Origin of the sequence: Parafrankia soli, assembly GCF_001854695.1 — a bacterium.
Classification (GTDB): Bacteria; Actinomycetota; Actinomycetes; order Frankiales; family Frankiaceae; genus Parafrankia; species Parafrankia soli.
Map to the genome: position 1 here is coordinate 1 of NZ_MAXA01000114.1, position 22232 is coordinate 22232.

Below are 22232 nucleotides of genomic sequence, written 5' to 3' on the forward strand. Positions count from 1 at the left end.
GCCGAGGTGCTGTCGATCGACGAAAAGCCTGGGGTGCAGGCACTCGACCGGACGCAGCCACCGCGGCCGGTCGCCTCCGGCCGGGTCGCCACCCGCACGCACGACTACCAGCGGAAGGGCACGACCGACCTGTTCGCCGCCCTCGACGTCGGGACGGGGCGGGTCACCGCCAGGTGCTTCCCCAGCCACACCAGGGCCGATTTCCTCACGTTCATGGACCAGGTCATCGCGGAATACGGCGGTGCGGAGCTCCATGTAGTGGTCGACAATCTGGCCACCCACTACGGCCCCGACGTCGACACATGGCTGCGCAGRCACAAGAACGTCACGTTCCATTTCACCCCGTCCGGCAGTTCATGGCTCAACCAGGTCGAGAACTGGTTCGGTATTCTCACYCGGCACGCACTCCAGCACGGGGCGTTCGTCTCGGTCCAGGACCTCGTCAACACCATCAACAACTATGTCGAGAACTGGAACTGGGACGCCCATCCGTTCGAGTGGACAGCCACCGCAGAAGAGATCGTAGCCAAGGTGGAGGTACTCCACCGGGAATTCAGGAAGCTGCTCGCCAACAACTTGTGACGACTTTAGTTATGTGTCATCGGAAAGAATTTTGGTTTACAGTCTACTAGTTTCACCCTGACTCACAATGCCCGCACGGTCAACCAACAGGGCCAGCTCAGATGATGCCGTCGGCCCGCAGTCGGGCGAGCTCCCCGTCGGGGACGCCGGCGGCGAGGAGGATCTCGTCGGTGTCCGCGCCGAGTGCCGGCGGTCCGGTGGTGGGCGTCGACGACCGTCGTCCCTCGGCGTCCCGGAGCCGGACCGGCGTCGCTGGCACCAGCGTGCCCATGACGTCCACGAGGGCTCCGCGTGCCGAGGCGTGCGGATCGGTCAGCAGATCCGGGCCCTCGTTCACCGCGCCGATCGTCGCGGCGGGGTCCGACTCCATCCACTGCGCCGCCGGCCGGGTGACGAAGACTTTCTCGAAGCGCTCGGCCATCGCCGCCTGCTCCTCGACGGGGGCCGTGAGCCGGTCCGCCAGATCGTCGGCGTCGAGGACCCGGCAGAGCGCATGCCAGGTCCGGGACTCGGCCGCCGAGACGCTCACCCACCGGTCGTCGGCGCATCGGTAGAGCCGGCGGCCCGCAGCCCATCCCAACTTGGGCGCACCGGCGGTGAACTGGGCCGGCATGCCGGACAACAGCCACGTCGAGGCATCCGTGATCGAGGCGTCGACGAAGCAGCCGGTTCCGGTTCGGGCAGCGCCGGCGAGCGCGGCGGCCACGGCCATCGCCGCGACGGCACCGGCCATGGGCGCGGCGATCGCCGTCTGGGGCATCCACGGGAGCTGCTCGGCCATCGCGGCCAGCGCGCCGGACTGACCGAGAAAGGTGACCTCGTGGCCGGCCCGTCCGGCGTAGGGGCCGTCAGCGCCGAAGGCGGACAGCGCCGCCCACACCAGCCGTGGGTTGACGGCTGCCGCCTGCGGATACCCGAAGCCCGCCTCCTCCAGGGCACCCGGGCGGGAGCTGTCGACGACGGCGTCCGCCCCGGCCACGAGCCGGCGGAGCACGTCGAGCCCCGCCGGCCGCCGCGTGTCGAGGGTGATGGAGCGCTTGCCCCGGTTGAGGCCGATGTGGGCGGGCGACGTCCCGGCCGGGCCGCGGAGCGGATCGCCGGCGCCAGGGGCCTCGACCTTGACCACCTCGGCGCCGAGGTCGGCCAGCAGCAGGGTGCAGTACCCGCCGGGATAGTGCCGGGCGAGGTCGAGAACGCGGACCCCACGCAGAGGGAACGTCACCCGCCAAACCTATGCAGGTATCGGGCGAGCTGGTCGAGGGATGTGATGCGGTCTGGCTCGTCGTGCGGGCCGAGGCCGGCCGGGGCGACCGCGGCCAGCGCCGCGTCGACGTCGCCGAACCTCGCCCAGGTGGACGCGTAACAGGTCAGGTAGTCGGCGAAGAGCCGGTCAAGGCGTCGTCGGTGCCGGCAGGGTGCCGTCAAGATCGAAGATCACTGCCTGGAGCGGTGCTGTGGTCATCGTCCCGAGTATCCATACGACGCTCGCCGTGCCGGGGCTCGAGAGCGCAGCCGTGAATCCGGCGCCAGGCGCCCGCGATCCATCGGATGTCCCGTCAGCCGACCCGGCATCCGGAGGGCGCCTGCCCGTCCGGGGCCTGGACGTACGCCTTGTAGGCCGCGTCGTGCAGCGGGACCGCCTGACACAGACCGGAATCGGCGAACGACCACGGGGTGGGAAACCAACCCGGCGGGTGCGCCGGCCACAGGTCATGCTCGAAGTCCTTCCTCCGTTCCTGGAGCATCCGCGCGACAAAGGCGACGAGCGGCCGGTCCGTCGACTTCATCGCGACCACGCCGTTCGGCGTTCCGAAGGTGCCGACCTCGTCCACCCCCGGATATTCCGGGCCGAGCGGCAGTGCCACGAATGGCTGACTCACGTCCGGGTAGACGGTGGACCATTCCTCGGCGACGGCGACGCGACCGTCGTTCAGCGGGACGAGCCTGATCATGTGCCCCTTTGCGAGGTAGTCGCTGATCAGTTTCGTCGGGGCACCAGCTGCCCAGAAGACGGCGTCCACCGGGGCCGTCGAGGATGGATCCAGTCGTGGCAGCGCCGTCTTGAGCCCCTCGTCGGGGCTGCTGTGCACCTTGCAGTTCCAGGTGTCCTGCACGTACCGGATGAGCACAGTGCTGATCTGGTTGGTGCCCGAGCTGTCCCGTCCAGCGAGAACCTGCTTCCCGCACAGGTCGACGAGTCTACGGATGGGCGAGTCGGGCGGCACGATGAGGTGCACGATGTCGTAGTAGACCTGCCCGACGTAGCGGAGACCGGCGATGGGACCGCCGTTCTCCGGACGGAAATCCCCCAGCCCGCGTTCCGCGTCCACCGGGACGTTGAGCTGGGCGAGGCTGAGGGTGCACTTCGGGTCCGCGGCGAGGGTGCGCAGGCTGGCGGAGGTCCCTGACGTGYTCAGATCAGCRGTGGCCGACCAATGGTTACCGCCGTTGAGTGCGCGATCATTGATGAGGTCGGCGAGCGTCTGGGCGTACAGGCTGTAGGGCGAACCGGCCAGGCCACCCAGCACCTGTACGTCCTTACAGCCGGTGTCGGCATACGGTGACGGCCCGGAACCGCCCAGCCAGTTCTTGAGGGCGCCGGTGCCCACAATTCCACCGCCGGTGAGAGCCACGAGCAGCACCAGCGCGATCAGCACCCGTGGGACCGGCCACGGTCCGCGCCGTACCCGGCCGCCGGGAAACTTCGGCCGCGCCAGAGGCGGCCGTCGTGCCGGTGTGGGCGTACTCGCGGACGCCGTCGCCGTGGCGGGCCTGCCGGGGAAGCTCGGTGGCGACTTCGGCTTGTGCCGCTGTCCGCGGGCCGCCGCCAGCACGCGGTCCCGGGCGGTGTTCTCGTCGACGTCGAACAGGTCCGTCCCGACGACCTGCCGCAGCAGGCCGGGTTGTTCGCACTCGCCGACCCGGAGGACAAGCAGCCGGCGATGGATGCCGATCGGGTCACGCGCCCAGGCCGCCGCCCATTCGGCCTCGGCGTAGGCCGAGGCTAGATACTCGGCGGAGAGCACGGCAACCGTCCTGGCCGCGCCTCCTGCCGCCCGGTGCATTTCGTGAACGAAATGAGATCCGACAACGAAATCCCAGACCTGGATGCGGGTGCTGTACCCGGCCTCCTCGAGGTTCCAGGCGATCCACTCCGCCCACGCCTCGTCGGCGGTGGCGTACGAGACGAAGAAGTCCGTCCCGGCGACATTCGCCACCGCGTCCSCGTTGTCGCAGTCCCCCGATGCCATGGGCACACACCCTGGCACAGGTGGCGATCCGCTGATGGCGCCACCCCGTCACGCCCCGGGCTTCTCCTCGTGACACCTCGTGGCTCGACCCGTTCCCCCCGCAGCGACCGCGCCGCAACCGGGCACCGGCGACCTCGGCTGCCTGATCGACCAGGTACACCAGTCCGGGCTGACGGTGAGACCGACCACCACAGGACGGCGCCGCGTCCCCGCCCCCGCCGACGCCGACGCCGACGCCGAGTTCACCGTGCTCCGCCGGCGGACGAAGAAGGTCGCGTCACCAGGCCATGGACAGCAGTTCTCCGTGCCACGGGGGAAGCTTGGCCACGGCGCCGGTCGAGACGTCGATGCTGTAGCGCCAGTCGTGGCTGTCACGCAGGCGCAGATCACCGTCGACCAGGTCGACCGCCATCGGACCGAGGGAGTGAGCGGGGTCGGTGTTGCGCTGCTCGAGCAGAACCCGGGTCTGCCGGCCGTCACGGGCGTCGAGTTCCACCACCCGGGACACCCCGCTCCCGTCCGCGGCCTGTTCCGAGGCGATGACGTACACGTGCCTGGCGTCGGCGCTCAGCACCGGCGCGCTGGTCTGYGCCTGCGTCTGCGTCTGCGCCGTCGGAGTCGAGAGTCGCACCGTTCCAGGAATCAGCCGGGAGTTGGCGATCAGATCGCCCCCGTCGACCTCGGTGTCGAGAATGCGGATGCCGTCGTCCGCTCGTGTTCCGGAGAGAAAGAAGGCGAGGTACCGACCGGTGGCGTCCCAGCTGAAGAAGGACCCGGCGCCGCCATAGGAATAGCTGGTGCCCGGACCGTTGCGGGCGAGTGTGAAGGTCTTCGTCTCCGAGGTGCCAGAAGTGACGATCTCGATGCGGTAGGGCGCGGACTGCGCCGAACCGTCGAGGTCGGGACCGGTGGGAAGCCTCCCGCGGACCAGTCGGGTGCCGTCCGGAGACGCCGAGGTGAAGTCCTCCCCGACACCGCCGAGGTTCCGGATCTCGGTGAGGGCGGCATTCCGCCCGGAGCGATCGATGGTGAGCAGATACGCCACCACGCCCTCCATACTTCCGACCTCGGCACCCCCACGCGTGTCGCTGCCGCTGATGAAGAAGACGCGGTGGTCCTCCGTCGGGTTGAGACCGTGGAAGACGACTCCCGGCGGGTTCGGCACGCTCAGGCGCCGTGTCCCGGTCGGCGAATCCTGTTCGAAGACCTCGAGGGATCCGCCGCCCGTGATACCGACGACGAAGTGCGGCCTGGACGGGGGAGCTGCCAGCATCGCCGGATCGCGTACGTCATGACGCAGCACCACTACGACCACCCCGACAATGATCAGCACGAGTGTCGCCGCGGCGACCGGAAACGCCATGCGAGGGACGGCGGCGTATCGCCGTCGGCGGCGGCGGTGCGTGGTGGGGGCCAGGCCCGTGGCCAGGCCCGTGGCCAGCTCCGGGACCGGCCCTGCGGCGAGCGCCGTCGCGGCGAGGGCATCGCGGAGCCGATCCTCAGTGGTGCTCATGCTTCCTCCTGCCCGAACACACGACTCAGCGTCCGCAGGCCCCTGCTCGCTGTGGAACGGACACTGGACGGCGATCCTCGCCGACAATCGCCGCGTACTCGGCCGATTCGGCCGACCAGATCGGCGGAGGGTGCGACGCGTGCAGGCGCCGGGTCAGGGCCCGGCGGCGAAGGGCCGAGTTTGCACCGTTGACGACGGCGGTACGGACGTAGGCGGGTGCACGTCCCGGGTCGCGCAGGTCAGGCCATCGTCGCTGCAGGCCGACGAAGGCGTCCTGGACGATGTCCTCGGCGGTCGCCCGATCGCCGACGAGCAGCACCGCCAGGCGGAACAGCCCCGCCCCGTGCGCCGCGAAGACGGCGGCGACCCCGGGAGGCTCACCCGCCACCAGCGTAGTTGTCTGTTTCACGCTACATAGACGCACCAGGCGCTGATCCGATGCTCACCGGGCCGAAGAATCTGTACCTCCAGGAGAGCTCGCCACCACCGGACCAGAGCTTGAGAACCTGCTCAAGCGCCCGGCGACGTCCGTCCGCTCGATCCTGGCCACGTCCACTACCCGGTCCGGAACTCCCCCGGCCCTGTCGATGTGGCCGCGGCCGACTCGCCGCCGGCTGGGAGGGCCTGCTCGGCCCCCGGATCGGGGCGCTCCACAGCGACGAGCGCGACGTCGTCGCCAAGCGAGCCGCCGGTCCAGCAGACGAGCGCGCTGACCAGGTGCGCGTTCGCCTCGGGCAGCTCCGCGGCGGCGAACGCGTCCGACACGGCCGGGAGAAGCGGGAAGAACTCCCGGGTACCGCGGTTGCGGGCCTCGGCCAGGCCGTCGGTGTAGAAGAGCACCCGGTCAGACCGGGCGAAAAGGTAGTGGGCCACGGCCGGCGCGGCACCGAGACCGAGCGGTGGCTGCCGGTCGGCGACACCGAGTGGCTCCACGACGCCGCCCCGGACCCGCAGCGGGTCGGGGTGGCCGGCGTTGAGCAGCGACATCCGCCCGGCGCGGTCGATCTGGGCGACGACCGCGGTGACGAAATCCTCGCTCTTCTCACTCCCGAAGGCGGCGACCTCGCTGTCGAGCGCCGCGACCAGATCCGCCGGATCCTCGAGCCGCCCCGCCAGCGCCCGGAAGCAGCCCAGGACACGGCTGGCGAGCCGAACCGCCTCCAGCCCCTTGCCCCGGACGTCCCCCACCAGCAGCCGCACGCCCCACCGGGTGTCCACCACCTCGTAGAGGTCTCCGCCGACGCTGGCCTCCGTGGCCGCGCTCCGGTACAGGGCGGTGAACCGCAGGCCGTCGACAACCGCCGGGACCGGGCTCAAAATGGCACGCTGCGCGACCTCGGCCACCCGCACCAGCGCGGTCAGCCGGTGCTCCCGAGCCTGGCGGGCCCGGCTCGCGACCACGGCTATCCCGCCGCCGAGGGCGATGCCGGCGAGCCGGRTCACCCGCGCGATCTGGCCCCCTCCCGCATCCGGTTCCACGACCTGGTTGGCGATCTCCACCGCGCCCGCCCCGGCGAGCGCGGCGAGTGCGTAGACACCGGTCAGTCGTGGACCGACCGTGCTGGCAGCCAACAGCGGAGCCACCACGACAAGCGCGATGACGACGAAGTCAGAGCCACCGACGGCGTCGACCACGCAGACCGCCACGATGATGACAAGCGGGACCAGCATCGCTGCCCGCGAACGGACCCGCATGACACTCACGTCGAACGTGGTACCCGTCGGGTGTGCCCCGACCCGAACGGGCGGCCACCGGACGGACGGCGACGGCGGACCGTGACGATGACCTGTCTGCCGCCGGCAGAGCGCCCTCCCCCTGGCTCACCCCTCGCTCTAGGTTCGTCACCATGACCGAGACCACCACCGGCAGGAACAGCGGACCGATCACTGGATACGCGGCCGGCGTTCCGTTCACGGCACTGCCGCCAGCCGGCGGCGCCGACGTCCCGGCACCGCTGGTGGTGACCTGGCACATGATGGACGCGCCCCGTTCGGACAGCGCGTTCGCCGCCGTGCTCCCACTGGCCGACGTCCCCGCCTGGCGGGTGCATCTCGGGATGCCGCTGGTCGGCCGACGTCCAGTAGAGGGAGCGTACGAGGCCGCGCTGGCCGATCCCGTGCTGCGGTACGTCGATCCGGTGGTCCGGCAGGCCACCGAGGAGTTCCTGCCGGCGCTCGACGCGCTGGAGGACGAGCTCCCCCTCAGCGGCGGGCCGATCGGGATCGTCGGCGCGTCGCTCGGGGGGACGGTCGCGCTCAACGTGGTGGCCCGGGTGCCGGTCCAGGTGTCGGCGGTGGCGCTGGTGAACCCGGCCATCCGGGCGCGGACCGTGGTCGACATCTTCACCGCGGCGGCGGGCACGTCCTACGAATGGGACGAACGGGCGCACGCCGCGGCCGATCATCTGGATTTCGTGGCCCACGCCGGGCTGATCAGCGGCCGCCGGCCGGCACCAGCGGTACTCGTGGTCAGCGGCGAGCTCGACTACCCGATCAGCCGCTCCGACGCCGGCGAGCTGATGGCCGCGCTCCAGGCCGAGTACCAGGACCCGGCGCGGGTCCGCCTGAGCACGATCGCCGGCCTGGACCACCCACTCGCCGAACAGCCCGGCATCGAACCGGCGCCGCAGATCCCGCTGGCCAAAGTCGTCGACCGCGTGGTCAGCGAGTGGTTCCGCGCGAACCTGTGACCGCTGTAAGCAGAGATCGTCCGCCGGAGCGGCGGGTAGTTCACGGATCGCCGCCGGGCTCCGGGAGGCGAAGGCGGTCACCTCGAGGCTGCTCGCAACGGACCGAACTTCGCGATGGCAGCCGGGGTCACCGGGGTGAAGAAGTTGACGAGGTTGCCGTCGGGGTCACGGAACGGTTGTCGGACGGGCGGGCGGCGTCCGGCGCGAACAGCGCGACGGTGCGGGTGCCGGCGATCGCGAGCGTGGCGCAGGTGGTCCTGAGCTCAGCGAAATCCTGGTTGGACCAGTCCGCCCGCACGCCGATCGCCCGCTCGTAGAAGCCGAGCCCCCCCCTGGCGCGCAGGCAGTCTGACGGGCGGGAACCGCGCTGACGGCGAGGCGCCGGGATTGCGGGCCGAGATCCGGACCCGCAACACCGCGGGCCGGACGGCGAACCGCAGCAGCGGGTGTAGCTCCGCCGCCTCGCCGTCGATGCCCGCGTGCACCGGTGCGGTGGCGCTGACCGTCAGACCCTGTGCGCTCCAAGCCCGCCCCGGGGGGCGAACTCCGTCGCCGGGGCGGTCCAGAATGACGATTCCCAGCTGGCCGGTGTCGAGCGCCGGGCGGGTGCCGCGGTGCAGGGGGTGGTCCAGAGCGTAGGGGTTGTTCGACACCAGCACCACGGCGAGCTGACGGTGTTCGCGTCCCAGGTCGTCGACCAGGCGCAGATCGGACGCGGGTGAGCTGGGCCCGAGTACCTCCTCGGCGGTCCGCAGGAGCGTACTCAGCTTGGCGTCGCGGTAGGCGGGCTGGCGGACGACGTCGCCGTAGATTCCGAGCGAGACGTTGTTGACGAACAGGTGGCCGTTCACGTCGGCCACGTCGATCCGGCGCTCGACCCCGTCCGTGAAGGCATCCAGCGCGCCCCCGGGATCGCGTCGGTCGACCCCCAGATCGAGCGCGAAGTGGTTGCGCGTGCCGGCGGGGACGCAGATGAAGGGCAGCCCGTGCGCGGCGGCGGCGGTGGCCACCACCGCCAGCGACCCGTCGCCTCCGGCCATCCCGACCGCGTCGGCGCCGCTGGCCACGGCGTCGTCAACCAGCGTTGCCAGGTTCTGGCCCGGGGCCAGGAGGACCGACTCGACCCCGCGTTCGCGGGCCCGCTCGGCCAGCCCGGCGCGAGCCGCCGTGCCACCACCGGACCTCGGGTTGATGAACAACACCGGCCGGCGCGGCGGGCCGACGGGCTGCCAGCCGTAACGCGACAGCCGGCGATCGGACGGGCTCGTCGCCGACGGGTCGAGCGATGCCGCCTCACTCCCCTCCCCCCACTCCCGTCCGCTCTTCGACCGCGCGTTCCGCCTGCTCCCAGGAGCCGTTGCGGATCTCGACGAGAAGGTCGTGGAYCAGACGAGTAAGCTCGGTGTCTTCGTGAAGGTCCTGCTCGGCCACATGGAAGTCGTGGTTTGCTTTTTCTTGCGCAAAGGCGGACTGGCGGTTCTGGCCGATCATCACGAAGGTGGAGAGGAAGATCTCCTCAAGCGACACAAACAGCGTCAGGGTCGGCCAAAGGTGGGCGGATTCAAGCGGTCATAGCGACGTCGAGCCAGGCACGGCTTTCCCAGCGAGCACCGCCCGCCCGTTCGACTGGACCGCCTGTTCCTCGGCGGACACCGTCAGCCGGTCAACGAGATCGTCGACTTCGAGGACGCCGCAGAGGGCACGCCAGGTCCGGGGCTCGGCCGCCGAGGCGGTCACCTATCGGTCGTTGACAGATCGGTAGAGCCGTCGGCCCGCGGCCCATCCCATCCTGGACGCACCGCCGGCGAAGCAGCCCGGCATGCCGGACAACAGCCACGTCGACGCGTCCGTGATGGAGGCGTCGACGAAACAGCGGGTGTCGGTGCGAGCCGCACCGGCGAACGCGGCGGCCACGGCCATCGCCGCGACGGCACCGGCCACGGGCGCGGCGATCAGTGCCCGGGACATCCACGGGAGCTGCTCCGCCATCGCGGCCAGCACACCGGAATGGCCGAGGAAGGTGATCTCATGACCGGCACGTCCGACGTAGGGGCTGTCGGCACCGAAAGTGGACGGGGCCCGCTCACACCAGCCGCGGGTGACGCCGGCCGTCTGCGCGTATCCGAAGCCCGCCTTCTCCATGGCCCCCGGTCAGGCACTGTCGACGACGGCATCCGTTGAGGCGCGCACCCGGCCGCACGACCTCACGCGGAGGAGAGCGCCGCCCAGATCGGGTGCCAGGAGGCGATCGCGGTGGCAACTGTCACGGCCGTGAGCAGTCCCGTCATAGCCAACGGCGCCGCCGCCCGGCGCAGCCGAACGGCGAGCGGCGTACCCCCGTCTCCGGACAGCCGGCCCTCCTGCAGGATCACGACGGACAGGACCAGCAGGAAGGTCAGGGAGTCCTGCAGGGCGAACAGGAGATAGCCCGATCTCCCGCCCGCGTGATGGACGGTGAGATAGGTCCAGCAGGCCGCGAGCGGGACGACCACCATCGCGACGTAGGGAGCCATGGGTCGCAGCGAGACGGCTCCGGCCTCACCCCCCACCCCCTTCTTCGTGATCATGTATGGCTTCTTGACTCTGAGGACGACCTGGACGAGCGCGGAGAGGACCACGATCCAACGGGCGGCGTGCAGGACGATCCCGCGCCAGGTCAGCCGTATACCGGTCGGCACGTGCCACGGCCGGCTCCACCACCAGATCAGCAGCGAGGCGACGCTCAGCGGAACGCTGTGGGCGAGGAAGTCCAGATAGTGGACCTTCGCGATGGCCTGGTTCAGGCAGAGCGCGAGAAGCGGCAGCGCGAAGAGGATCAGCATCGACAGCGACCAGAGGGTGTACCAGGTCTGAGCGAAGAGAAACTGGACGGCCTGCCGCAGTCCGTACCGGCGGAGCAGTCGGGGCGTGTGCCGCAGGAGGACCTCGATCATCGAGTACGCCCACGCGAACTGCTGCGACAGATAAGTCTCGAACGTCTCGGGCCCGTCACCGGTCGCGATGACATCCGGGACGAAGACACCCTGGTATCCGCGCGCAGCCAGGCAGACGGTGTCGAGGTGGTCCTCCGCCCTGGTCGGCTGGAACCCGCCGATCTCGAGGATGCCGGCCGTGTCGTAGGTGCAGTGACTCCCGATGATGAAGGGCGTCCGCGAGAACCCGAAGAACCCCATCTGAAGCGGTCCCTGCAGACCCAGTTCCTGCTCGGCCGCGCCCCGGGCGGTCCAGTGTTCGAAATTCCCGTACACACTCGGCGCCTGCACCCACTTGACCTTTGGGTCGGCGAAGTAGCCGAGCACCCGGTCCAGGTAGTCGGGGTTCGGTATGTGATCGATGTCGAGCTGGGTGAAGTGGCTGTACTCGTGGCCGTGGGCATCCAGCCAGCTGTTGACGTTGCCGGCCTTGGTCTTGCGTTTGAACGGCGGGTTCCGGCGATTCCAGCCGGCCACCCCCTCCCGCCCCCAGCGGGCCTCGTCATGCCGCGAGAAGTATCGGACACCTACCGACCGGGCGAGCTCCTCGATCTCCGGTGAGGAGACCTTGTCGACGAGTATCCAGCTGTCGTGCGGATATCTGATCCTGCTCATCGCCACCAGTTGGCGACGGACGATCTCGAGGGACTCCGAGCCGGGGACGGTGAGGCTGATGACGGCAACCCGCCGGATCGGCGCCGAGATCTCCGCCTGGCGCACCGGAATGGGAACGGGCCGCCGCATGTGCCCGACAAAAATCAGATACATCCCCGCCAGGAGGGTACCCACGTAGAAGAAGGACACCGACATCAGCACGAACAGCACGATCGAGCCGACGTTGTCGGCGCGTAGCCACCACCACCAGAAGAACACCGTGGCAGCCAGCCACCCCACCGTGATCAGCCAGTACTGCAGTTTCTGCCACCGGCTCATCACGGCCGTCGACCGGACACGGTTCCCGGAATTTTCCAGGAGGCTTGGCGTTAACCTCTGGTACTGCAGGGGGACGGTCAGCGGCCCGACACCACCCGCCAGATCCTCCGAAACGTACGCCTCGCGCACCGGACCATTCACCGGTCTCCCCCAGAAGAATGCGCGCGCTCGTTTCGACGAGYGGCGAAGAAAAGAGCCACCATGCGTCCCCGCACACAAGGTGCACGGAGAGGAAGAGCGCCACCGCCGGTCACACAGAAGAAAGGCGAGGCTACAGAGGCGAAGGGATCACCCGCGAGTAGAAGTACCCCGCTCCGGCGAACGCCTCCGCGACAAACAGTGATCTTTCATCGTCATGACCAACACTGACGATCAGCTCGTCGCCCGACGACCTGCCACCGCAAGTCCGCCCCCCCAAGCCCAGGCATTCGACCGGGGCACCCACACAAAGGTCAGCATAGCCCGGATGATGTTCGAGGCTAGACCACTATCATCCGACTGGCAACGCTTGGCACCTTTCGCGACAAGCTCATTACCCAGAGTGACCACCGACACCGACGGTCCGGCGCCACCGGGCGAGAGTCCATGTAGACCAGCAACCAAGATCGAGGATCGAAAAGTCGGCGAAGCGGTATATTTCACCGTCGGTACGCGCGCCGAGCGCGCTCCACGACAACGCGGTGAATCGGGAGCCCGGAGTCACCGTCCCCGGGCACGCACACGGCGGACGGCTGGCGGGCAGGCGACCTGTGGGAAGAGGAACCGAGACCCATGCGGGGCAGCGCCGCGCGCGTGATTCACATCGTGAGCCTGATCGTGGCCGCGGGTACGGTGGCGGTAACGGTCACCGTCCTGACCGGGCGCGACAGACCGTCACGCGAGGTCCTCAGCGTCCGGGGCGCGGACATCTCGTTCACGCTCCAGGAGGAGGCCGCTGGGACCGGCCTCTCCGACGGCGGGCGGCGCCTCCCCATCGAAAGGATCCTTGCGGCGCACGGCGCGAACTACGTCCGGCTCCGGGTCTGGGTCGATCCACCCGCCGGATACAGCGGCGAGCAGTCTGTCCTCACCCTGGCACGCCGCGCGACGGACGCGGGGCTAAAAATAGTGCTTAATCCGCACTATTCCGACTTCTGGGCGGACCCGCATTCACAGGAGATCCCGGTGGCGTGGCGTGGCGCCGATCTCGTGACGACGGCAGCGAAGGTCCGGGAATACACACGCGGTCTGGTCGCCAGACTGGCGGCGCAGGGAACGCCCGTCGACATGGTTCAGATCGGCAACGAGATCACCAACGGGATGCTCTGGCCGCTCGGCGATGTCCGGGACGGCACACGAACACAGTGGTCACGCCTCGCGGAGCTGGTCAACAGCGCGATCGAGGGTGCCCGCGAAGGCACGTCGGGCCGGCCCGTGGCCATCGTCCTCCACGTCGACAGCGGGGGCGACCTCGGCCGCTCGGAGTATTTCTTCGGCAACCTCATCCAGGCGGGCGTCACCGCGTTCGACGTCATCGGGGTGAGTTACTACCCGTACTGGACCGGCTCCCTGGCAGCGCTACGGGCGACGCTCGACGGCCTGGCCCGGCAGTACCACCGGGACATCCTCATCGCGGAGACCGCGTATCCGTGGACGTTGGTCGACCCCGGGCCGGGCGACTGGGTCACGTCCCCCGACCAGCTACCGGACGCCATGACAGTGCCGGCGACGCCGGCCGGGCAGGCAGCCTTCTTCGCCAAGCTGCGGCAGATCCTCCACGACGTTCCGGACGGCCGAGGCCTGGGGTTCCTCGCCTGGGAGCCCGGCTGGCTCACAGTTGCCCCCAAACCCGGCGAGCCGATCCCCGGAGCGAACCTCGCGATGTTCGACCGGGACGGGGTCGGGCTGCCCAGCCTCGCCGCGTTCGCACCCCCCGACGCCACCGGCCTGTGAACGCAGATCACACCAGGCGACGAAGAGGACGACCGCCGGGACGACGCCGCGTAGGGGCCTATCCCCTCCGGACCCGGATTGAGGTCGGCGTCTACCAGCAGCAGGGCATCCTCACCAAGGACAGCCTTCGCGAACAGGCCGGACGACGACTCGGAATCGTCTCAGCGCGGGGCACCTGGTATCTCGTCCCGCGTGTCCTCGGGAGAGGCACGAACCTCACCGGGAACGACACCATGTTGCTCCCCTGCGGCGCACAGGCGGGACCAGGCCGCCCGGGTGGCGTCGTCGCTGGCGAGCAGCGCGGCGACGTCGGCTCGCGCACGCAGCCGGCGCACCAGCGCATCGGTGCGCTCATCCAATACTCCGCCCACAGCCTCGCGCCGGGCCCGTTCCAGCAGATGCGGGACGACGCTGTGCCAGTTGCGCACCGCACGCCGCACCGGCCCCGGCTCGATAACCATCTGGAGGACGTTCGCGGACTCCGGCAGGGGATCCGGCGCATACAGCCGCCCGAACAGCAGCCGGGCACCGTTGTTGGCCCGCACCAGGTCCCAGCTGCGGTTCAGCACCACCGCCGGCAACGGATCGTGGCCGCGGAGCATGGGCCGACAGCGCCGTGTTCACGCGGTCCAGCTGGGGCTGTCCAGCGGCTCCGCGGTGTATGCCGGCGCGTAGCCGCCGGCCAGCAGGAGCACGTTGCGCTCCCGCAGCGGCACGTCCAGGGCGCGGGCCAACCGCCCGATCATCTGTCGGCTGGGCTGCGCCCGGCCGCTTTCGATGAAGCTCACGTAACGGGGCGTGCTGCCCGCCGCCGACGCGAGCTCCAGCTGACTGATCCGGCGTACCCGCCGCCAGTGGCGCAGCTGCTCTCCGAGCGGCGGACCGGCAGGTGACGCGGACTGCGGTACCGACATGACACGCACCGTACGGTGCAGCCTGGGCGGGATCCCTTCCCTGGCAGGGAATCGCGCCCCTGCCTCGGACTACGCCGCGCCGTCGCGACGGCCGTGAACCGTCCCAGAGGCGTTCCGCACAGCCTCGTCGGCGCGGACAGCCCCGCCCTGCCACCCCGAATCACCCCGCTGTGAAGCGCCTGGCGCGGTGCAGACGGACCGCCCGCAGCACCGCGGCATCGAGCGCGACGGCCGCGACGATGGCGAGCGAGCCGAGGGGCACCCAGTCGCCGAGGCGGGCATACGGGGTGCCGGTCGCGCTGGTCAGCGGCAGGTCTACGACATAGGCGCCGCGCCCGTCCCTGCCCAGGCGGAACAACTGCCGGCCGGAGGCGTCGAAGGCGGTGGACACGCCGGTCAGCGTGGCGTGAAGGACAGGCCGTCCCGCCTCGACCGCCCGCAGCGCGGCGAGGCTGGCGTGCTGATCGGGTGCCCAGCTGTCCTGGAAGGTCGAGGTGGCCGACTGGACGACGACCACGTCCGCGCCGTCGTTCGCCAGACGGCGGGTCATGTCCGGGAAGGCCGACTCGAAGCAGACCAGCGGACCGAGCCGGATCGTCCTGCCGTCCGGCTTCCCCGCGGCGAGCACGGTAAGCCGGACGCCCTTGCGGCGGTTCTCAGCGGCTGCCTCGGTCACCGCGGTCAGCCAACCGAAGACGGGGCGCAGGGGGATGTACTCCCCGAACGGCACCAGCCGCATCTTGTCGTACCGCCCGCGCGGGCCGTCCGGTCCGACCAGCACTGCAGACTTGTAGATCCCCCCGCCCCCGTCGTCGGGGCTGGCGACCTCATCAGCACGCCGCGCATCGGTGTTGACCAAGACCGGGACACCGAGCATGCGGGACAGATCCTCGAGCCGGCGCAGCCGTGCCTGGTCGTCGACGAGGTCGAACCCGACGCTGCTCTCCCCCCACACGACCAGGTCGACCCCGGTGCCGACCAGGCTTCTGGTGGCCGCCTCACCGTCGGCGAACCGCACGTCGGCACCGTGGACGACGCCTGGCTGGACGCCACCAACGGTGAGCGTGCCGGTGTTGGCCGGGGTGGGCACGGCCGCCGCACCGGCCACCATCACGGCAACGAGCAGGCCGGCTGCGAGCGCGACGCCAGCCCGCCACGGTCGCCGCCGCCCCGACCGCAGGCCCGGCATGACCGCGGCAGCCACCAGCAGGTTGACCGCAGCGAGCAGGAAGCTCAGCAGCCACACCCCGCCGACGGCGGCCAGCGGCAGAAACGGTCGGGCGTTCCACTGGCTGGCACCGAGCAGCGCCCACGGCCCACCGAAGCCCTCCCACGACCGGGCGAACTCCCCGATCACCCAGCCGGACGGGACGGCGACCAGCGCCCAGGCGAGACGGCGGTACCCGGGCGGTTGGGAGGGCAGCCGGGGGCGCAGCGCCGTCCAGACCAGGACACCCCACGGCATCCAGGTGACGCCGAGCGCCAGACCGAGGACGACGATGAACGGACCGGTGTTCGGAACCAGCCAATAGCAGGTCGCCAGGAAGAACCCGGTACCGCCGCACCAGGCACGGATCGCCGCCTCCCGCGGGACGGCGGCCGCCACGATCACCAGGGTTGCCGGCACCACCCCGACGAAGCCGACCGGCCACGCCGACAGCGCGGGGAACGCCACGGCGGGCACCGCCCCGAGCAACGCGGACAGCGCCCGGTACCGCCACCGGGACCACCGGGTCGGCACCAGCCGCACATGCCCGCCCGCGTCGACGGACACGGGGCGGCCGGCGCTGCTGGCCATGTCTCGATGGTGCTACCGGGCCCGGCGGCGTGCGCCCGGAGGAGCGAGATCGCACTGCCGATGGGATGGGCCGTCCTATGATGCGTAGCATGCCGAATCTGAGCGTGTCGGTTCGTGAGGCCACCCTGCAGGACGCCCGGGCTCAGGCCGAAGCCGCGGGACTCACCCTGTCGGCCTGGGTCGACAAGACCCTGACCGAGGCCATCTGGACAGCCCGGTTCGCTCGACAGCAGCAGCGCAACGCAGCGCTCGGAGTGACTTCCGAGGCCCTCGACGCCGAGTTCGCCCGTCTGGAGGAGCTGCGCCGCCGTGCAGCAGGGTGAGGTGTGGGCGCGCGCGGACGCGCCAGCCCACGCCCTGATCGTTTCAGCCGACCTGTACAACCGAGCGGGTACGGGCCGAGTCGTGACCTGCCCGGTCATCCCCGGTGATCCGCTGCCCCACGACGATTACGCCGCCGACGCCGGGATCATCACCCCGATCAGGGGCACGATCCTGCCCGAACTCGTCGCGTGGATGCCGGTCTCCGGACTGTCCCATCCACTCGGCCCCATCCCCTCCGACGCGTGGGAGCGGGTCGACCAGATCCTGCGCCGCATCCTCGGACACTGAAGGCGAGCCAGCAAGCAGCAGCGCGTTCGATCGGTTGAGCGCCGGTGCCCGCGTCGGTTAACCACCTTCCTGCACGCTCGGCGGTTGATTTGGCTGGTCTCGATGCCGTACGGCTTCGAGACGAGAGCAAGCTGTCGTCAAGCGACGTCGAGCCAGGCTCGGAGGGCTTGGCGGATCACCTCGCTGGCGTTCGTGTGATCAGCAGCCGCACGAGTAGCCAGGGCCGCACGTAGCTCAGGGGTCGAGCCGCACCGGCACGACCTCCCCCGGCGCCGACCCGATCGGCCGCCGCCCACCCCGGCGCCGCGGGACCTCCACGTCATAGCCGGCCTCGGCTTCCCCGGCGAGCCTCGCCACGAGTTCGTCGGTCACCGGGACCCCACCCGACATAGGGGTACGCGCTGTCTCGTCTGTCATCTCGACCCTCCTTGTCACGGCAGGAGACTCCGGTACTTCGGACGCATCCGCATCGCGTGGATGATCAGTTCAGTGCCATCGACAAGGGGCAGGACAACGATCTCCAGAAGGTTGCCCCCGAGGCCACGCGCGACCGTAATCGGTTGCGGGACGGGCCAGACCATCATCGCGCTGGTAGCGCGTGGCTACTGGATCATCGCGGGTGGTCAGCGGATCCGCCACAGCCGCACCGTGGTGTCGGCGCTGCCGGTGGCGAGGGTGCGCCCGTCGGGGGAGAACACCACCGACAACACCCGGTCGGTGTGGCCGATCAGAGGCTGGCCAAGCGGGGTGAGGTGGGCACGGTCAGTCACATCCCACAGCCGCACCGTGGTGTCGGCGCCGCCGGTGGCGAGGGTGCGCCCGTCGGGGGAGAACACCACCGACAACACCCGGTCGGTGTGGCCGATCAGAGGCTGGCCAAGCGGGACGGGGTGGGCACGGTCAGTCACATCCCACAGCCGCACCGTGCGATCGGCGCTGCCAGAGGCGAGGGTGCGCCCATCCGGGGAGAACACCACCGAGCCCACGGCGCTGGTGGGGCCGGTCAGGGGCTGGCCAAGCGGGACGGGGTGGGCACGGTCAGTCACATCCCACAGCCGCACCGTGGTGTCGGCGCCGCCGGTGGCGAGGGTGCGCCCATCCGGGGAGAACACCACCGAGCCCACCCAGTTGGTGGGGCCGGTCAGAGGCTGGCCAAGCGGGGCGGGGTGGGCACGGTCGGTCAAATCCCACAGCCGCACCGTGCGATCGGTACTGCCGGAGGCGAGAGTGCGCCCGTCCGGGGAGAACGCCACCGACAACACCCAGTTGGTGTGGCCGGTCAGAGGCTGGCCAAGCGGGGTGAGGTGGGTACGGTCGGTCAGATCCCACAGCCGCACCGTGTGATCGGCGCCGCCAGTGGCGAGGGTGCGCCCATCCAGGGAGAACGCCCCTGACAACACCCAGTCGGTGGGGCCGGTCAGGGGCTGACCAAGCGGGGTGGGGCGGGTACGGTCGGTCAAATCCAACAGCCGCACCGTGTGATCGGCGCTGCCGGAGGCGAGAGTGCGCCCGTCCGGGGAGAACGCCACCGGGCCTACCCAGTCGGTATGGCCGGTCAGGGGCTGACCAAGCGGGGTGGGGCGGGTAGGGGCAGTTGGCGATCCCGATCTGGGGCCTGCTGCGATGGCCAGAGCGGCCGCCGTGATGGCGGCGACGGCTAGGACAGCGAGTGGGGCGACGATCCGGGGGCGGCGAAACCAGCGGCGCCATGGCCGGGAGCGGCCCGCTGATGCCGCCGCGGCCAGGACGGCACCGTCCATCACGGTTGTCGGCTCGCTCGGACCAGCGGGCGGGTCTGGCTGAGGGTGGATACCCAGGGCGGCGTCGACGAGACGGATCGCGTCATGGGCCTGGTCGCCGTTGACGTTCCCGGCGGAGGTCACCTCGTGCCCGGGGTCGGCCGGTGCGGCCGCGAGAACCAGCGGCGTCCCGGGTGTCGCCGGGGTGAGCTGGGGTGGATGGTCGGCGGCGGCGCGGATGTCGTCATCGAGCCGCAGCCCGATCCCGGCCCGGGCGGTCCAGCCCGGGCCGTAGACGACGGCGGCGGCACGGGCCAGGTCAAGGGCAAAGGCGTGGGCGGACGGCGGCCGGTCGGCGGGCTCCTTGGCCAGCGCCTGCATCACCACCGCGGCGAGGGGGGCGGGAACCCCGGCGGGCGGGACGGGGAGAGTGTTGAGGTGGTGCTGCAACAGCGCATGCATCGACGGGGCCGGGTCAAACGGCAGCGTCCCGGCCAGCAGCTGGTAAAGCACGCATCCGAGGGCGTACAAGTCGGTGGCCGGGCCCAGGCGGCCCGCGAGGATCTGTTCGGGGGCCATGTAAGCCGGAGTGCCGGCGACCTGGCTGGCGGTGGCCGCCGACCCCTCCACGATTTTCGCGATCCCGAAGTCGGCGACCTTCAGCAGGCCGGCGGTGTCGAACAGGATGTTGTCGGGTTTGATGTCGCGGTGCAGCACCCCCCGGCCGTGCGCGCAGGCCAGGGCCGCGGCCACCGCCAGGCCCACCGCGCAGGCCCCCTCCGGCGATATCTCCGTCTTGCGCCGGACGGTCAAGGTTCCCCCGCCCAGCAGTTCCATGACGATCAGATGCAGGTCGTCGGCCTCCACATAGTCGTGGACCCGCACCACATGCGGATGATCCAGGGCGGCGAGTAGTTGCGCCTCGGCGGCGAACCCGCCCGTCTCCCCGTCGGGCCCGGCGGCCAGAACTTTGATCGCCGCCGGGCGGTCCAGCCCGCGGTGCCGGCCGGCAAGCACCAGCCCGAACGCACCCGCGCCGAGCTGGCCGCCCAGCTCGTAGCCGGGCAACGCCGCGGCCACTCGCGCCCGATCGACGATCATGACGGGGTGGCTGCCCGCCGGCGGCCAGCGACCACCACGAACCCGCCCATTCCCCCCGACACGATGCATGATTCTAGCGGCGTGCACAGAAGTAGCCGAGCTGGTGCACGAAGACCCAGACGAGAGCGCTGTTGACGTAGCCGAACACCGACATGCCGGTGCCGAACCGAGCGAGGTCGACGAGGGACGGCGGCGTCGAGTCCACGAGTCGGGTCAGGGGCCGGCTTGTGGGGCAACAGACAGAGAACAGCCGGCTCCGCGGTCTCACGGACGGTGGGCGGTCATGGAGCCTGGTTCTGGTCCCTGCTTCGGGCGGACCTTGTGGTCGACCTCATCCCAGATCGGGTAGAAGAGCCGGGCATTGCAGACCCGTCGACCCGGGGGAACTTCCAGATGAACCAGCAGGACACACATAGAACCGCCTCGTTCCCTCGGCTGCTGCCTCCGGGCTACCCCGGAGACCGTTTGTCTACCGCCGCCGCTGAACGGCTGGGGCCTCAACGGCGACGTACGGGAACGGCTCGAGGGCATCGTCCGACGGCGGGCCTTCGCAGGCGTCGTCAGGCCTCCTGAACGCCGGGGTGACGGTCCTCCACGATGTAGCTCGCCCTGGTCGAGATCGGCGCGCCAGCGGTGGTGACGTAGGGGAGCACCCGGAAGTCACTGCGCCAGCGCTCCTGGTCGACGTGCACCCGGACGTATCCGCGCTGCGTGTTGATGAACTTCATGTGGGGGTTGGCGTCGAGAAAACGCCGGGCCTCCGCGGTGATGTCCGCGCCGTCACCGCCGGATGAGACGGACGTGCCGACRAACTCGCTGCCGACCGTCGGGGAATCCGGGTCGGCATAGTCCTGCTTGAGATCCCACGCATAGTTCTGGTGCCGGTCGCCAGTGATCACAACGAGGTTCCGCACACCGCGGTCCCGGGCCGCGGTCAGCACCTGGTTACGCTCGGCCACGTAGCCGTCCCAGGGGTCGAGGAAGACGTTGGTGTCCGGTCCGGGGTCACGGTCGGTCTGCCCCATGGGGGCCTGGTTACCCAGGATCTGCCACCTGGCCCGGGAGCCGCTGAAACCGTTCAGCAGCCACTCCCGCTGCTCGGTGCCGAGGATCGTGCGGCCGGGAGCGGAACGGTCGGTGCAGGTGGCCGAGGAGCCGTCCCCGCAGGGCTGGTCGTCCCGGTACTGACGGGTGTCGAGCATGGTGATGTCGGCGAGCTGGCCGTAGGTCAGCCTGCGGTGCAGGAGCACGTCGGGTCCGGACGGCAGCTGGGCCTGTCGCAACGGCATGTTCTCGTACATGGCCTGGAAGGCCGCGGCCCGGCGCTGCCGGAACACGGCGGGATCCTGGTCCGGCTCGGTGTCGGCCTGCGAGATGTCGCCCGCCCAGTTGTTCTCCACCTCGTGGTCGTCGATCGTCATGATCCACGGGAAGCGGGCGTGGGCTTTCTGTAGCGGTTCCTCCGCCTTGTAGAGGGCGTACTGCAGCCGGTAGCGGGCCAGGTCGAACGTCTCGGTGTGGAAACGGGCGTCCACCGCCACTCCGCGCCTGTTGTTGGCCACGCCGGACTCGTAGATATAGTCCCCGAGGTGGACCACGAAATCGAGGTCCTCGGCCGCCATGTGCTCGTAGGCGGTGTAGTAGCCGTCCTGCCATGCCTGGCAGGAGGCGAACGCGAAGGTGAGCTCCCGCGGGTTGGCGTGGGCGGCGGGCGTTGTCCTGGTCCTGCCGACCGGCGAGATCTCGTCACCCGTGCGGAACCGGTAGAAGTAGTCGTGGTCGGGTGCCAGCCCTCGGATCTCGGGATGCACCGAGTGACCCAGTTCCGGTGTTGCCACCACGCTGCCACGACGCACGACGGAGCGGAACCGCTCGTCCATGGCCACCTCGTACTCCACCCGTACCGGCACCGCGGGCATCCCGGCGGTGCCGTCTGGAGTGAAGGGGTCCGGAGCCAGACGCGTCCACAGCACGACACCGTCCGGTAGCGGATCACCCGAAGCCACACCGAGTGTGAACGGGTTCACGCCTGTCACCGGGTACGGGAACGTGCTCGCGGCAGTCGAGGTTCCGGTGCCCAGCAGCACCGCGGCGGCACCGGTGCCGCCGACCACGAGGAAGCGACGACGGGAGACGGAAACAGCGGGTACAACCACGAACATCCTCCTTGGTCCGGGGGACCGTGTCCAGGTGTG

At 70.2% G+C, this 22232-nt stretch carries 23 protein-coding genes; 5 read left to right on the top strand and 18 right to left on the bottom strand.

Annotated features, from left to right (window positions below; genetic code table 11):
- On the top strand, nt 1-582 hold a 582-nt coding region (locus BBK14_RS11510), incomplete at its 5' end, for an IS630 family transposase (RefSeq protein ID WP_116430048.1).
- A gap of 97 nt (nt 583-679) precedes the next feature.
- Here the strand turns inward: BBK14_RS11510 and BBK14_RS11515 are convergent.
- The 6 genes from BBK14_RS11515 to BBK14_RS11540 all read right to left on the bottom strand — a co-directional run bounded on the left by BBK14_RS11515 (nt 680) and on the right by BBK14_RS11540 (nt 7041).
- On the bottom strand, nt 680-1804 hold the full coding sequence (locus BBK14_RS11515; protein WP_071061813.1) for a CaiB/BaiF CoA transferase family protein: 1125 nt from the start codon (nt 1802-1804) through the stop codon (nt 680-682).
- Nucleotides 1801-2007 (bottom strand): hypothetical protein, encoded by a 207-nt coding sequence (locus BBK14_RS11520; RefSeq protein ID WP_071061815.1) that lies wholly within the window; start codon nt 2005-2007, stop codon nt 1801-1803. The genes BBK14_RS11515 and BBK14_RS11520 overlap by 4 nt, the downstream gene beginning before the upstream one ends.
- Before the next feature lie 131 nt (nt 2008-2138).
- The gene (locus BBK14_RS11525) at nt 2139-3833 is read right to left on the bottom strand and encodes a TIR domain-containing protein (RefSeq protein ID WP_071061817.1); all 1695 of its coding nucleotides are present in this window, start codon (nt 3831-3833) and stop codon (nt 2139-2141) included.
- Nucleotides 3834-4110: 277 nt separating this feature from the next.
- Nucleotides 4111-5346: a hypothetical protein gene (locus BBK14_RS11530; RefSeq protein WP_071061819.1), complete on the bottom strand. Its 1236-nt coding sequence runs from the start codon at nt 5344-5346 to the stop codon at nt 4111-4113.
- A gap of 25 nt (nt 5347-5371) precedes the next feature.
- Complete coding sequence (locus tag BBK14_RS11535) at nt 5372-5755, bottom strand: RNA polymerase sigma factor (RefSeq protein WP_241831402.1); 384 nt, start codon at nt 5753-5755, stop codon at nt 5372-5374.
- A 146-nt stretch (nt 5756-5901) separates the two neighbouring features.
- Nucleotides 5902-7041 carry a PP2C family protein-serine/threonine phosphatase gene (locus BBK14_RS11540; RefSeq protein WP_083390872.1) on the bottom strand — a complete coding sequence of 380 codons (1140 nt, stop codon included), beginning with the start codon at nt 7039-7041 and terminating at the stop codon, nt 5902-5904.
- A gap of 152 nt (nt 7042-7193) precedes the next feature.
- On the opposite strand from BBK14_RS11540, the gene BBK14_RS11545 reads away from it, so the two are divergent.
- Nucleotides 7194-8036 (top strand): alpha/beta hydrolase family protein, encoded by an 843-nt coding sequence (locus tag BBK14_RS11545; protein ID WP_071061824.1) that lies wholly within the window; start codon nt 7194-7196, stop codon nt 8034-8036.
- Between the two features lie 263 nt (nt 8037-8299).
- Here the strand turns inward: BBK14_RS11545 and BBK14_RS11550 are convergent, their stop codons facing one another.
- The 5 genes from BBK14_RS11550 to BBK14_RS11565 all read right to left on the bottom strand — a co-directional run bounded on the left by BBK14_RS11550 (nt 8300) and on the right by BBK14_RS11565 (nt 11941).
- Complete coding sequence (locus BBK14_RS11550) at nt 8300-9238, bottom strand: diacylglycerol/lipid kinase family protein (RefSeq protein WP_071061826.1); 939 nt, start codon at nt 9236-9238, stop codon at nt 8300-8302.
- Between the two features lie 91 nt (nt 9239-9329).
- Nucleotides 9330-9563, bottom strand: coding sequence for a DUF1003 domain-containing protein (locus BBK14_RS11555; RefSeq protein ID WP_071061828.1), 234 nt, complete (start codon nt 9561-9563; stop codon nt 9330-9332).
- 42 nt (nt 9564-9605) lie between these two features.
- Nucleotides 9606-9773 (bottom strand): hypothetical protein, encoded by a 168-nt coding sequence (locus BBK14_RS39920; protein ID WP_241831403.1) that lies wholly within the window; start codon nt 9771-9773, stop codon nt 9606-9608.
- Complete coding sequence (locus tag BBK14_RS11560) at nt 9774-10178, bottom strand: CoA transferase (protein WP_241831404.1); 405 nt, start codon at nt 10176-10178, stop codon at nt 9774-9776.
- A gap of 62 nt (nt 10179-10240) precedes the next feature.
- A complete protein-coding gene (locus BBK14_RS11565) occupies nt 10241-11941 on the bottom strand; it encodes a glycosyltransferase family 2 protein (RefSeq protein ID WP_241831405.1) in 1701 nt (566 codons plus the stop codon).
- Between the two features lie 804 nt (nt 11942-12745).
- Between BBK14_RS11565 and BBK14_RS11570 the strand changes: the two genes are divergently transcribed.
- The gene (locus BBK14_RS11570) at nt 12746-13873 is read left to right on the top strand and encodes a glycoside hydrolase family 53 protein (RefSeq protein ID WP_241831406.1); all 1128 of its coding nucleotides are present in this window, start codon (nt 12746-12748) and stop codon (nt 13871-13873) included.
- A gap of 161 nt (nt 13874-14034) precedes the next feature.
- Here BBK14_RS11570 and BBK14_RS11575 read toward each other — a convergent pair whose 3' ends face one another.
- From BBK14_RS11575 to lnt, 3 genes are all read right to left on the bottom strand, one after another.
- On the bottom strand, nt 14035-14475 hold the full coding sequence (locus BBK14_RS11575) for an MmyB family transcriptional regulator (RefSeq protein ID WP_071061833.1): 441 nt from the start codon (nt 14473-14475) through the stop codon (nt 14035-14037).
- Nucleotides 14476-14493: 18 nt separating this feature from the next.
- Nucleotides 14494-14787 (bottom strand): helix-turn-helix domain-containing protein, encoded by a 294-nt coding sequence (locus BBK14_RS11580; protein WP_071061835.1) that lies wholly within the window; start codon nt 14785-14787, stop codon nt 14494-14496.
- A gap of 160 nt (nt 14788-14947) precedes the next feature.
- Nucleotides 14948-16585 (bottom strand): apolipoprotein N-acyltransferase, encoded by a 1638-nt coding sequence (gene lnt / locus BBK14_RS11585; RefSeq protein ID WP_071061837.1) that lies wholly within the window; start codon nt 16583-16585, stop codon nt 14948-14950.
- Nucleotides 16586-16674: 89 nt separating this feature from the next.
- On the opposite strand from lnt, the gene BBK14_RS11590 reads away from it, so the two are divergent.
- A complete protein-coding gene (locus tag BBK14_RS11590) occupies nt 16675-16908 on the top strand; it encodes a hypothetical protein (protein ID WP_131802238.1) in 234 nt (77 codons plus the stop codon).
- Nucleotides 16895-17197 (top strand): hypothetical protein, encoded by a 303-nt coding sequence (locus BBK14_RS36890; protein WP_071061840.1) that lies wholly within the window; start codon nt 16895-16897, stop codon nt 17195-17197. The genes BBK14_RS11590 and BBK14_RS36890 overlap by 14 nt, the downstream gene beginning before the upstream one ends.
- 234 nt (nt 17198-17431) lie before the next feature.
- On the opposite strand, the gene BBK14_RS11600 is transcribed toward BBK14_RS36890, so the two are convergent.
- The 4 genes from BBK14_RS11600 to BBK14_RS11610 form a co-directional block, all read right to left on the bottom strand.
- Nucleotides 17432-17614: a hypothetical protein gene (locus tag BBK14_RS11600; RefSeq protein ID WP_241831407.1), complete on the bottom strand. Its 183-nt coding sequence runs from the start codon at nt 17612-17614 to the stop codon at nt 17432-17434.
- Between the two features lie 206 nt (nt 17615-17820).
- Complete coding sequence (locus BBK14_RS11605) at nt 17821-20037, bottom strand: WD40 repeat domain-containing serine/threonine protein kinase (protein ID WP_071061842.1); 2217 nt, start codon at nt 20035-20037, stop codon at nt 17821-17823.
- 73 nt (nt 20038-20110) lie between these two features.
- Nucleotides 20111-20242: a hypothetical protein gene (locus BBK14_RS41260; protein WP_275078473.1), complete on the bottom strand. Its 132-nt coding sequence runs from the start codon at nt 20240-20242 to the stop codon at nt 20111-20113.
- Between the two features lie 355 nt (nt 20243-20597).
- Nucleotides 20598-22193, bottom strand: a complete 1596-nt coding sequence (locus BBK14_RS11610; protein ID WP_198541239.1) for an alkaline phosphatase D family protein — start codon at nt 22191-22193, stop codon at nt 20598-20600.
- Between the last annotated feature and the right edge of the window lie 39 nt (nt 22194-22232).

Excerpts from the sequence above, each read along its gene's own strand:
- BBK14_RS11545 (WP_071061824.1), top strand. The coding sequence starts at position 7,194 with ATGACCGAGACCACCACCGGCAGGAACAGCGGACCGATCACTGGATAC.
- BBK14_RS11560 (WP_241831404.1), bottom strand. The coding sequence starts at position 10,178 with ATGGAGAAGGCGGGCTTCGGATACGCGCAGACGGCCGGCGTCACCCGC.
- BBK14_RS11565 (WP_241831405.1), bottom strand. The coding sequence starts at position 11,941 with ATGAGCCGGTGGCAGAAACTGCAGTACTGGCTGATCACGGTGGGGTGG.
- BBK14_RS11575 (WP_071061833.1), bottom strand. The coding sequence starts at position 14,475 with ATGCTCCGCGGCCACGATCCGTTGCCGGCGGTGGTGCTGAACCGCAGC.
- BBK14_RS11580 (WP_071061835.1), bottom strand. The coding sequence starts at position 14,787 with ATGTCGGTACCGCAGTCCGCGTCACCTGCCGGTCCGCCGCTCGGAGAG.
- lnt (WP_071061837.1), bottom strand. The coding sequence starts at position 16,585 with ATGGCCAGCAGCGCCGGCCGCCCCGTGTCCGTCGACGCGGGCGGGCAT.
- BBK14_RS11590 (WP_131802238.1), top strand. The coding sequence starts at position 16,675 with ATGCCGAATCTGAGCGTGTCGGTTCGTGAGGCCACCCTGCAGGACGCC.
- BBK14_RS11600 (WP_241831407.1), bottom strand. The coding sequence starts at position 17,614 with ATGACAGACGAGACAGCGCGTACCCCTATGTCGGGTGGGGTCCCGGTG.
- BBK14_RS11605 (WP_071061842.1), bottom strand. The coding sequence starts at position 20,037 with ATGATCGTCGATCGGGCGCGAGTGGCCGCGGCGTTGCCCGGCTACGAG.